Raw genomic sequence first — 12,360 nt, 5'->3', positions numbered from 1 at the left:
TGATTTATCGGGCCGGCTATTTTTCTTTTATTTCAATTTTTCTTGTAGCCTGTTTTTCGCTTCTTGCCATTCCTTATCGATGATACTGAAATAGGCGGAATTGCGCATAGTACCGTTGCCCCTAACCATATCGTGCCGCAGGATGCCCTCAAACTGTCCGCCGATTTTCTGTATAGCTTTGCGCGATCGAAGGTTGTTTTCATCAGTCTTTAGCTGTACGCGCACCGTTTTGAGCGTTTCAAAGCAATATTGTAATAGCAACAGCTTGCAAGCGGTATTAAGGTTGGTTGCCCAGTAATCAGGATGGAGCCAGGTCCAGCCAATCTCCAGTTTGCGGTGTGCGGGTTGTATATCCAGGAACCGGGTGCTGCCAATTACTTTATCCAAGCGGCGGTCGATGATCACAAAAGGGTATTGGCTGCCTTTTTCTCTTTCTTCCAGTGCTTTGGTAAGCGCATCATTAATATGGTCAGCATCACTATAGTCGGCTGGATAGAATTCCCAGATGCGTTTGTCAGCCGCTATGGCACGTAAAGCATCGAAATGTTTGGATTCCAGTGGTTCCAGTTTTACCAGGTCATCTTCTAAAATAATAGGACTGTTAATCCAGCTGTTGGTTAACGATTGATCAGGCATAATTACAAAGTACAGTTTTTACTTTGCCGTTGGCATTCAGTTCAAAAACTTCGGCGGCTTGTTTATCGTTCACGCTTACATAATGTACTACAATGGTGTTTACACCTGCAAGCACATTGAGCAGCGTAAACCTAAGGTGAGGATATGCTTTCAGGGCGGTCTCAAAATAACGCCTCAATTCATCGGTGCCATCAATCTTACCCAGCTCATTAACCTGCAATTGTATAATCATGGGCGAGCAGAACTGAACATCATCAACATAATGTTCCATAATAGCGTCCAGATCATGACGGTTCCAGGCTTCAATCCAATGGTGGGCAAATTGGGTGGCATGTTGTGCAGCAATCATAATGGTAGAGATTTAACCGCGGTAAGTTAAAAATTTATCATCGCTTACAGTAAACAGATCGCTAAAACAAAAAGACCGTCTCTGGTGTGAGACGGTCTCTTTCGTTGTTTTCAGCCAAAGGTTAAATTAATAACCCGGGTTTTGATAGTAAGTACCGGCACCCTGCAGCGTAGTCAAAAACGCAGAAGGGATTGGCCTCACCTCGTTGTTTCCATCGCGGAAAAACTGACCAACATCAGGGTTGGTGGCCATGAGGTAGGTTTTGTTCAGTTTTTTGGTGCGTTTCAAATCGTAGAAACGTACGTACTCTCCGCACAACTCGCGGGCGCGCTCATCCAGAACCGTTTGAATGGTTGGAGTGCCGGTTAATGGCAGTGCGCCTGCTCGGGTTCTTACCTTGTTTAGATAGCCTGCTGCATTGGCTCCATTGTTTACATAAATGTCGGCCTCGGCAGCAATCAGGTAAACTTCGGCCATGCGCATCATAAAGGTGGCGTCGAGGTTGCCGTAACGATTGCTGGCAGCGTTGTTTACATAATAATTGCTGCTGTTATGTTTGATGAGCGATGGGTAAAAACCAAAGAATGGGTTTGGCGTAGCCGTTGTGCCCGGCGATTGGTTTACCTTTTGATAGGTCATTTTAACGGTTTTGCTGGCATCGTCATAAACATCGGCATAATCTACCACCAGGTATTTCTGATCCAGTTTGGTAGCCTTTTTGGTGGCGTATCCCGGATCTTTAGGGAATATAAAATCTATCGACAGATCGCCATTGGCTAGTGTGCTGGTAGTGGTAACCGCAGCACTACGATCATAGGTTGCCAAATTAGCTGCAGACCAGGTGTAGCCTGTTTTATTGCTGGTCCACTGTGTTTGGAAAGATTTATGGTAGCGCGGATCCATCGTACCATCAGCCTGAACATAAAGGTTCAGCAAGTACTGAGTAGGCATAAACATACCGCCAGAGCGGCGTCCCCAGGTGGTATAATCTGTACCGCTGAATTGCATTGCGCCAAAATCAGTTACCACGCAATAAAATAACTCGTTATTCTGGTTCATGATCCAGGCGCTGTTGCTAACCCCGCCAACAACAAAGCGGTGAGACCACAGGGCTTCTTTGTTAGCCATGTTGTTTGCTTCAGCAAAAACATCGTCAAAGGTTGAGTACATAAACGCGCCGTATTGGGTTCCGCCGCCTTCGCAATCTGCAATCAGCAACTTGGCTGTTGCCAACGCTTTTGCAGCATAGGCTTTAGTATCATCATATTCTACGGTTTGCAGATAAGCTCTGGCCAACAAACCCATTGCCGATTTTTTGGATGGCTGGGTAACCGTATTGCCAACCGGCAGCCACTGAGCAGCAAATTCCAGATCGGGGATGATGATGGTTTTATAGATATCAAGCGGCGGTACGCGCGGCGGATGCGTATCAAAGTTGGCGGCCGGTTCTGTAGGGGCGGTAACGCCGCCAAACTGTTCTACCAGGTTATAGTAGTACATGGCCCGCATAAAATAGGCCTGTGCAACAACCGCATTTCTGGCTGCATCATTAGGGAAAGGTGCTACGGCCGCATATTTTATGGCGGCGTTGCAATAACCTATACCGTCATAACAAGCATTCCAAACGCCGGCAAATTGCGTGGTTGGGATGTTAGAGATACCACCGTATTTAAAATAGGCAATGTTTGAGGTGGCGCTATTTTTCTGGTTGGTCCAAATATCCGTTCCGCCTTCCAGGTAGGTCATCCATAAGTTGTTACCATACAGCGCACGCTCCATGCCAAAGTAGCAGTTATTAATAAGTTTCTGATAACCGTCTACAGATGATGCCGCAACCGCATCTATGGTAAAGCCAGATGGATTATATTCCTTTAATTTACAGGAGTTTGCCGAGGCTGCCAGCAATAAACCCGATAATATTATTTTTTGAATTGATTTCATAAACTTTATCCTTTAAAAAGTAACATTCAAACCCACAACAAATGATGCATACAGCGGGAAAATATCAGATCCGTTAGTTTCAGGGTCGGTACCTCTCAGCGCTTTTTCTTTGGTAAATACCAATGGGTTGTAAGCAGTTGCGTAAATGCGCATTTGTTTCATAGTCAGCTTGTTTAGCAGGCTTTGTGGAAGTTTGTAACCCAACGTAATGGTTTTGATTTTAAGGTATGAACCATCCAGGTATTGTAAGGAAGCAATACCGGTGGTGCTGGCAATACCCGGACGAGGGAAGTAAGCTCCCTGATTTTCAGGTGTCCAGTAATCAATACCTTTCGGCTGACCGTTATCGCCGGTATCATACCAGCCTATCAGCTTGCTCTGGATCATTGATCCCCATCTGATCATCGTGAACACATTGAAATCAAAGTTCTGGTAGGTAAAAGTATTGTTGATACCCAACAGCCATTTTGGAACAGCCGAGCCGAGGATCTGCATGTCTGTACTTGTGTATGGGTGCACGCCATCGTCGCTTACACCGTTGATAATTTTGGGATTGGTAGCCACTTTAACATAACCTGGCTGAGCGCCGTACTTGGCAGCTTCGGTTGCATCGGCGGTTGACCAAATGCCCAGATACTTATAGTCATAGAATGAACTTACCGGGTGGCCCTGGAATAATTTTTCTGATACTAAGTCGCCATCTGGCAGATAAACAATTTTCTCATTGTTTTTGGTGAAGGCAAAATTGGTTGTCCAGGTAAATTTCCTGTTGGCAAAGTTTCTGGTGGTCAACGCAATCTCAATACCCTTGTTGTTGGTCTCGCCAATATTTTGCCAGGTTTGCATTGGTGATGCCCAGGCAGTAATGGCGGCAGTTACCGGCAGGGTACGCTTAAACAGCAGGCCTTTGGTTTCGGTGTTGTAATAATCAACCGAGAGGTCTATGCGGTTTTTCAGGAAAGACATGTCAGCACCCAGGTTTAGGTTGTAGCTTTTCTCCCAGCTGATGTTGGGGTTTGAAAAATAGCCCACATACTGAAGGTTAGGCACCAATGCGCCATTTAATGAAATAGCCTGGTAAGTGATGGCTTGCGTTTGAGATGAATAAGCACCAATGCCGCCCGAGTTACCGGTTACACCATAGCCCACTCTCAGTTTCAGCTCGTTCACTACATCTTTAACCTTGTACATAAACGCCTCGTCTGATACGCGCCAGGCTGCAGAACCGGCAGGGAACATGGCCCATTTATGTCCTTCGGCCAGTGGAGAAACACCGTCCCAGCGATTGGTGAACGAGAGCAGGTATTTACCCATAAAGCTATAGTTTAAACGACCTGCGAAAGACAGGCGATTTGTTTGGGTATAAGACGAGCCTAAGCCCACTTTCTGTGTACCGTTAGCCAGGTTATAGAACAGATATGAGTCCAGGTCCTGGCCTTGTGCCAGTTCATTATTCTGGTCGTTACGGTTGTCTGCCCACGAGGTAATACCTGTCAAGGTAATATTGTGGTTCTTGGCAATCGTTTTGTTATAGGTAACGGTGTTTTCCCAGGTGTAGCCATAACCAAAGTAGTTATTGATGGTGGCAAGGGGAGTAGCGTAGGTGTTAGGGATGCCATCAGGAGATAACTTACCGATGTATTTACCTTGTCTGCTATCATTAAACGACAGGCCGATATTTGAGCGGATGGTAAGGCCTGCTATCGGTGTCAATTGCAGATAACCATTCAGAATGCCGTACGGCGAGCGAGTGTTGTCTACCGATTGGTTGGGTATCTCGTCGCCCAGCGGGGTAGTATGGCCATCAATATAAGTTACATTGATGTTGCCGTTGGCATCGCGTGCGTCACCCAGCGGAAGCGCATCAAGAGATTTGGTGAAGATGTTATTATAACGCGCGTTTTTTACCGTATAGTTTACGTTGATGTTGGTACCGATGGTTGCCCAACTGGTCAGCTGATGATCAAGGTTTAGTCTGATACCACCGCGGGTTTGGTTCTCATTAGTTAACAAACCGCTTTCTTTAGAATAAGTGAATGAGGTGTAGATCTGCGTCTTTTTAACACCAGTGCTAAAAGAGATATTATACTTTTGCTGTGTAGCAGATTTGTTTACAATTTCATCGATCCAGTCAATCCATTTGTTTTGCTGTACGGCGGCCAGAATGTTGGCGTTGGTGAATAGCTGCGACAGATCTGTTGGATAAACACCGTTGGCTGTACGGTATCTTTCTTTTTGATACTGGATGTACTCATCGCCGGTCATGCTGTGCAGAAAGTGCGGATCGCCGCTGAAACCGTAGTAAGAATCTACGTTAACTGACGATTGATCTACTTTCCCTTTTTTAGTAGTGATAATTACCACACCGTTAGAACCAGCCGAGCCGTAAATGGCTGTAGAAGATGCATCTTTTAACACGTCGATAGAAGCAATATCCGATGGGTTGATCTGGTCATAGCTTGATTGAATACCATCTACAATGTACAGCGGTGAGTTATCGCCATAAATAGAACGATCGCCGCGCAGCAACACCTGCGGATTGGTACCAACCGCGCCCGATGTGCGGTTAATATCCATTCCCGGAATTTTGCCCTGTAATGATTCCATTACGTTGGTTACCGGGTTAGCAGTAATGTCTGCAGCCCTTACAGATACTACAGAACCGGTCAGGTCGCGTTTTTTAACCGTACCGTAACCTACTACCACTACCTCATTAAGGCCCTGGGTATCTTCTAATATGGTAACGTTAACAGCGCTTTTACCGCCAATAGGCAGCGATTGCTCTTTGTAGCCAATAAAGCTTACTACCAGCACATCTTTAGCCGGATCTGCAGAGATGGTGTAGTTTCCATTTACGTCTGTTGCTACCTTTTGTTTTTTACCTTTTACAGAAACGGTGGCGCCGGGTATGGGCTCGCCTTTATTTGCATCTGTAACTTTGCCCGTAATTTTTCTTTCCTGGGCATTGGCCAGCCCGAGGAATAAAAATGTACAGAGCAGAACGAGAAATGTATGTTTTGCCATTTTCATTTGTTCTTTCTTTGTGTGACGGGTCTTTATTTCAGACCCTGTGGGGTTAGTTTAGATTTTGGTATTTAATCAATTAGAAAGGACATCACATCCTTGCAGAGATGTGTTCCTGATGCTTTGGTTAAAGCAGTTTGATTGAGGCGTTTAATAATGATTTAATTCATAGGCTGATCTTTCTTAGTTAGTAACACGCTTAATTATCACACTGATGAGACGACACCGGGCGATACACAGATTGATAGCGAACCGGTTTAGAAAGACCAATAATTTTGAGTTGATTTACAGGAGCAGGTCAGGTGAGATCTGGAAAAAAATCCAATAAATCACACCTGTTACCAGTATTAACATTTGATACGCCATAACAAAGAGCATACAAGAGCCCAACGCCATGCTATCGCGGTTAATTCAAATCGGTAAAGAGAAATTTTAAAAGAAATCTCCCAACGGTAAATCACTGTTTCCGGCCTGGTCATCTCATCATAACAGGCCCGGTTTGTAAATAATTGGTCTGTTGATTTGGACTGATTTTGTAAGATCAAAACCAGTCGGTCAACGGGGTCAAAGCTATCTGTGAGCGGGGATAAAGAGGTTCAAAATTGTACCCAAATGGTTCGAAATGGATTATTTTGAGTTCAGGGAGGCGTTTTTCAAGATTATCAGGCGGCGTGCAGAGATTTGAGGTAATCAGTTGGCGAAATGGCAAATTTTTCGCGGAAGCAGGTGCTGAAATACTTGGGATTATTAAAGCCAACACTGTAGGCAACGGTAGAGATGCGGTTCTCGCCGGCATCTATTAGCTGCTTGGCGCGCTCCAAACGCATATCGCGGATGAAGTCGCTCATGGAAACATCAGTAAGCGATTTAAATTTCTTATAGAACGTGGTGCGTGCCATAGAAAGGGCATCGGCTACCATTTCTACGTTAAATTCAGGATCGCACATACCGCTCTCAACAATGTTGATTACCTGTCGCAGAAATAATTCGTCTTTAGAGGTGATAGCCACCTGACCGGGTTTCAAGTCGACAATGCGGTCTTTTACCAACCCGTCAAACAACTGTTTGCGTTGCTTAATGAGCGTGGTAATAACCGTTAGCAGTAGTTCTTTATGAAATGGTTTGTTCAGATAGTAATCAGCACCATAGCGCAGGCCCTCAATCTGGCTTTCTACGGATGATTTTGCTGAAAGCAGTATAACCGGGATATGACTGGTGGCATCGGTAGTTTTAATCTTATCCAGCATCTCTATACCAGTCATTAATGGCATCATTACATCGCTCACGATAATATCAGGCATTAAATCAATGGCCATCTGTAAGCCGATTTTGCCATTCTGGGCCGTTGCAACTTGGTAATAATCACCTAACTGCATTGATAGAAAATCGCGCAGGTCATGGTTGTCTTCTACTAAAAGCAAAACTGGGAAACCGGCGCCTGGGGGATTTTCGATGTGCTGGGTATCGATATATTCAACTGCCTGTAACACATGTGGAATTTGCTGAGGGTAGGTTGATGGTGATGGAGGCATACATTTATCAATATCCAAACCCAGGGGTAGACTGATAACGATGCTTAGACCATGCGGATGATTGGCTTGCGCATATATCTGCCCACCGTGCATTTCTACAATTTCTTTAGAGAGCGCCAGGCCAATACCCGTGCCAGTGATATGCTGTGCGTCTTTACGGCTATCGGTGAAATACAGTTTGAAAATATCTTTCAACTTATCTTCAGATATGCCAATGCCTTCATCGCTTATACTGATGCTGAAATTGCCGGCATCATCAGGCATGCTGACATTGATGGTTATGTTTCCTTGTTCTGGCGAAAACTTAACCGCATTGGCAATAATGTTGTAGATGAGCACATCAAACTTTTCGGGATCAACCACTACCTCCATTTCATCGAAACTGGCGTTGATGGTAAGCGCAATCCGTTTGTCATTTCCCGGGTGAATGAGGTGACCGGCTATTTCGCGGATAAAAGTCAGGATCTCTACCTTTTGATAATTTAACTCGCCTTTGCCGCTTTGAATTTTCCGCAAATCCAGCCATTGATTCATAAAGCGGGTGAGGCGCTCGGCATTGCGGTAGATCAGTTGAATGTATGACTTGCCTTTGGCAGAAAAATTTTCTTTGTCCATCAACTCCTGCAGCGGATTGAGGATAAGCGTGAGTGGCGTACGTAACTCGTGAGATACGTTGGTGAAGAAATCTAACTTGAGCGCGGCAACTTTACGTTCTATCGCTACGCTTTGTTTTAATTTCAAGATGGTTTTAACAGTCTTAACGATGGTGAGTATTAACCAGCACAATGCAGCCGTGTACATGAGATAGGCCCACCACGTTTTCCAGAATGGCGGCTTTACCGAGATGTTAATGCTACGGTATACATGATTGGCATAGAGCCTGTTATTGGCTGTCTTTATTTCAAAACGGTAATTGCCAGGAGGGAGGTTAGTATAAGTTACGCGCCGTTGCCCGCCGCTGTTTTGCCATTTATCGTTATAGCCCGCCAATCGGTAAAGCAGGTTTTGATCGTTGCCATGCAAATAATCAAGTAGTGCAAAATCAAGGCTGACTGTATTTTCATAATGTCTCAGTTCAATACTTTTGCTGTAATCTATATTATGAGCCAGTATATTGTTTGAAGCACCTGTAGCAACATCGGTGTTGTTAATCTGTAAGTTGGTAAAGGCTATGCGGGTGTTCACCTGGCTGTCGGCCCATTTTGCGGGATCAAACCAGGCCAGGCCCTTGGTCGATCCGACTATAATCATCCCGTCAGGTTGATTGGTGATAGAAGATTCAGAAAACGCCGGGCGAAAAACGCCATCGCGCGAAGTGTAATTGCGCACGCTCTCATTGGTAGGGTTAAATTTCGATAGTCCGTTTTGGGTAGCCAGCCACAGATTTCGGGCTTTGTCTTCACAGATACTTAGCACATAGTCGCTCGAAAAGCCATCATGCTTTGTGTAATTTTTGAATGATACGCCCTTGAATGGATTGTTGGTTGTGGCCCGGCATATTCCGCCGCCTGCTGTGGCCAGCCACATATTGTTGTTGTGATCTTTATAAACGTACAACACATCGTTATCAGACAAACCCACAGGTGAACCCACTACCTTGCTGTATATTACTATGTTATCTGGCGCCGCCAGATGGCTCTTTAAATTTAAAACAACCACCCCGTCTGTAGTGGCTAACCAAAGATTGTTAAGGTTGTCTTTTGCAATGTGCCTGATTTTTCCAAACCTGCTATGCTCCGTGTGGTTTCTATAATTTATGCCAATGGTTTTTATACTCGGGCCATTGTCAATAATCTCATAGAGCCCATCACCATAGGTGCCTGCCCAAAGCCGTTGGCTGGCATCTTCAAACAGGGTAGTAATTTTTCTTCCTTTTAATGCATCGGCACCTGTTACATCCGCACAGTGGTTTATTTGATATTGCCCAGCACCGGGTAATGTTGGGGTAGCCTTGAACAGCCCGTTATTATAAGTGCCTATCCACACTACGCCCTGGTGATCTTCGCAAATGGCGTAAATGGAGCCAAACCCCTTGGTTGGTAATCCGATAAATTGTGTATTGATTGGTTTACCGTTCTGATAGATAAGAATATGTCCGTTACGTGTACCCACCCAAACACGGCCCCGGCTATCTGTGGTTAACCCTCTTACTTCATTAGATTGTAGCTCGTTAGTGTTTGGATCAACAGGTTCTAGTCTGATATTAAGATTTTGCGGGATGATTTTGATCAGGCCCTTTGCTGTCGACAACCAAATAATGCCGGCATCGTCATAACAAACATCATAAACTATTTCGGGGAAACGGGCGGTGGCTTCCTGTTCGTCATCCTGGTAGTTGCAATCTATTGCATTTTTGCTGGTATTGTAAAACCCAAATCCGCCGCCTTTCATGTTTACCCAAATCCTACCGGCGTTGTCTTCAAACCAGTTATGAAACTTGGTGCCGTTGTTGGTGCCATCAGTAGGGCTGGTGTGCCATTTCCATGTTCTGGAATTTGGCAGATAGCGTATAATACCCCGCGATTCAGGCTCCAGCCACAAAGCGCCAGATCGGTCTTCATGAATAGATCTCAACGGCTCATTTTTACAAATCAAGTCGGTGGTGGTGTTAAGGCTATTCGGCTGAAATTGAACCAATTTTCCATTATTGGTAGCGCAATAAACAACAGAGCCGTTGCTTGCTTTATGCAGGGCAGTAATGGCACCCTCGGTAATTTTGATAGGTTGAGCTGCGCCGTTTTTTTGATTGATCCTGATCAGGTATCCCTGTGCCGTGCCCAGGTATAATTCGTTGCTTCCTTCAGAAAAATCTGTGTAGTTTAAACCCGGGTAATGCGTTAGGGGGTAAATAAGGGTTAGACCATTGCCGGTAGCTTTAGCCACAACCAATCCGTGATTGGTACCAATCCAGATGTGTTTAAGTTTATCCTGAAAAACAAAGTTAACGGTATCAGACGGTAGTTTTATAGCTGCTTTGCCCGTACGGGAACAAGCTATAACCTTCGGCTGGTTTTGTGTAGTAAAAACAAAGAACACCCCGTTTTTTTTTGTGGTTAACGCAACCAATCCCTCCTTAACAAAAATCATGCTTTTGACCTCTATTTTACGCGCGTCAAAACCGGGGATAACGGTGTTTATAGGATAAAACTGTTCATTGCGTTTATTAAACAGGTAAACCTCGTTCTGTGATCCTTTTAGCCAGAGCTTATCCTTTCGGTCATCAAGTATCCCCACAATTCGGTCGTTCACCAGTTTTGAGCTGTCGCCGGGGAAAGATTTATAGAGTACAAACGAACGCCCGTCATACCGGTTAATGCCATCCCATGAGCCGGCCCAGATAAACCCATCATGGTCTTTAATGATACCGGTAAGCCTATCATGCGAGAGGCCGTCTTCGGTGGTGTAATGTTCAACCTTGCACTTTAATTGCGCGCTGACGGGTTGCGCAAGGCAAAGCCATACGAGTAAAGTCGCTATGATTTTTACAACACCGTTCATAATAACTAAGTAGAAATCAGGTTTCTAAAACACACCAACGGGAGCAGGTGATTTTAGTGGTATTCTACAAAATTAACCGGTGCTTAAAGCCTATGCTATAATATTTTTACAAAGCATTGTACGTTCTTAACATATCGATAATGGAGAAGTTGTAAAACAACGCGGGCAAAAACGGTCAAAAGTGGCTTGGGTTAGGCTTTTTTACGCTTCAAAGTAATTACCGCAACTTCTGGCCACATGCCAATGCGGCCTTTTAATCCCAGAAAACCAAATCCGCGGTTAACGTATAAGAAACGTCCGTCGTTATCATAAAGCCCCGCCCATTGCTTGTATACATATTTAATGGGGCTCCATTTAAAGCCAAACAACTCAATACCGAACTGCATTCCATGGGTATGCCCAGATAAAGTGAGGTGTACATGCTGATGATGATCAAGCGTTACGCCTTCCCAGTGCGATGGGTCATGCGACATCAGGATTTTAAAAGCATCGTCGGGCACGCCGGCTGCAGCCTTTTTCAGATCTCCGTATTGGTGGAAACCGCCGGTGCCCCAGTTTTCTACACCTATTAATGAGATTGATTGCTCTCCTTTTTTTAGGGTGATGGTTTCATCTAACAACAAACGGAAGCCAATTTCGCCGTGTATCTGTTTCAGACGGGCCAGGTTTGCACTTTTAGCTTCCGCGGTTTCCCACTTAATATAATCGCCATAATCATGATTACCCAGTACCGAGAATTTTCCCATTGGGGCCTTCAGTTTAGAAAAAGCCGGAATCCATCGGTCCATTTCGGTGGCCTGATTGTTCACTAAGTCGCCCGTAAATAAAATCACATCGCTTTTTTGTGCATTGACCAGGTCAAGCCCTTTTTGCACACCTTCGGCATCGCTAAAGCTGCCGGCATGGATGTCAGAAAGTTGGGTGATGGTAAAGCCGTCAAACGCCGCTGGCAGATCTGGAAAGAAAAGCGTCTCGCGTCTTACCCTGTAAAAATGCTTGCCACGGGTGAGTCCGAACAGAATAATCAGGAAGAATATGCCTGCCAGCGCTAGCGTAGCTTCGCTTATGTAAAGGTTTCGTGGCGGGAAACTGCGGAAGATGCGCATAACATCTTCTGCCAGCAATACCGGTGAAGCAAATATTTTAGGGATGAAATCCATCAGCATTACCGCCATTAACGTGGCAATCAGTCGTTGTGCGTTGTTGCCCGCGCGGCGTATCATTGTAATGCTTATGATGCCTATAATCAGCAAGATATCCAGCAACCAGTAAACCCAATGTAAAAGCGGATTTTGAGAAAGTGTAGTAACAGCCTGGTAAAAATAAATGTCGCCCGCCAGGAAGAGCAATAGTATCAGAGGAAGCCTTTTAGCCATATCA

The 12,360-nt window shown here is 44.9% G+C and carries 6 protein-coding genes; all 6 read right to left on the bottom strand.

Annotated features, from left to right (window positions below):
* Positions 1–27: 27 nt before the first annotated feature.
* Positions 28–636, bottom strand: coding sequence for a GNAT family N-acetyltransferase (locus tag ABZR88_RS11390; protein WP_107830350.1), 609 nt, complete (start codon positions 634–636; stop codon positions 28–30).
* Complete coding sequence (locus ABZR88_RS11385) at positions 629–985, bottom strand: nuclear transport factor 2 family protein (protein ID WP_107830348.1); 357 nt, start codon at positions 983–985, stop codon at positions 629–631. The genes ABZR88_RS11390 and ABZR88_RS11385 overlap by 8 nt, the downstream gene beginning before the upstream one ends.
* Before the next feature lie 126 nt (positions 986–1,111).
* Complete coding sequence (locus ABZR88_RS11380; RefSeq protein WP_107830346.1) at positions 1,112–2,926, bottom strand: RagB/SusD family nutrient uptake outer membrane protein; 1,815 nt, start codon at positions 2,924–2,926, stop codon at positions 1,112–1,114.
* A 12-nt stretch (positions 2,927–2,938) separates the two neighbouring features.
* Positions 2,939–5,950, bottom strand: a complete 3,012-nt coding sequence (locus ABZR88_RS11375) for a TonB-dependent receptor (RefSeq protein ID WP_107830636.1) — start codon at positions 5,948–5,950, stop codon at positions 2,939–2,941.
* A 662-nt stretch (positions 5,951–6,612) separates the two neighbouring features.
* Entirely contained in the window at positions 6,613–10,980 is a 4,368-nt protein-coding gene (locus tag ABZR88_RS11370) for a two-component regulator propeller domain-containing protein (protein WP_107830344.1), read from the bottom strand.
* 191 nt (positions 10,981–11,171) lie between these two features.
* Entirely contained in the window at positions 11,172–12,356 is a 1,185-nt protein-coding gene (locus ABZR88_RS11365; RefSeq protein ID WP_107830342.1) for a metallophosphoesterase, read from the bottom strand.
* Positions 12,357–12,360 lie beyond the last annotated feature (4 nt).

The sequence above is a fragment of the Mucilaginibacter yixingensis genome, from assembly GCF_041080815.1.
Lineage (GTDB): Bacteria > Bacteroidota > Bacteroidia > Sphingobacteriales > Sphingobacteriaceae > Mucilaginibacter > Mucilaginibacter yixingensis.
The sequence above is the reverse complement of the archived record's forward strand: the minus strand, read 5'-3'. Positions and strand labels throughout refer to the sequence as shown.

Bases quoted from the DNA above. Each gene is read 5' to 3' on its own strand.
- ABZR88_RS11365 (WP_107830342.1), bottom strand. From the start codon at position 12,356: ATGGCTAAAAGGCTTCCTCTGATACTATTGCTCTTCCTGGCGGGCGAC.
- ABZR88_RS11390 (WP_107830350.1), bottom strand. From the start codon at position 636: ATGCCTGATCAATCGTTAACCAACAGCTGGATTAACAGTCCTATTATT.
- ABZR88_RS11375 (WP_107830636.1), bottom strand. From the start codon at position 5,950: ATGGCAAAACATACATTTCTCGTTCTGCTCTGTACATTTTTATTCCTC.
- ABZR88_RS11385 (WP_107830348.1), bottom strand. From the start codon at position 985: ATGATTGCTGCACAACATGCCACCCAATTTGCCCACCATTGGATTGAA.
- ABZR88_RS11370 (WP_107830344.1), bottom strand. From the start codon at position 10,980: ATGAACGGTGTTGTAAAAATCATAGCGACTTTACTCGTATGGCTTTGC.
- ABZR88_RS11380 (WP_107830346.1), bottom strand. From the start codon at position 2,926: ATGAAATCAATTCAAAAAATAATATTATCGGGTTTATTGCTGGCAGCC.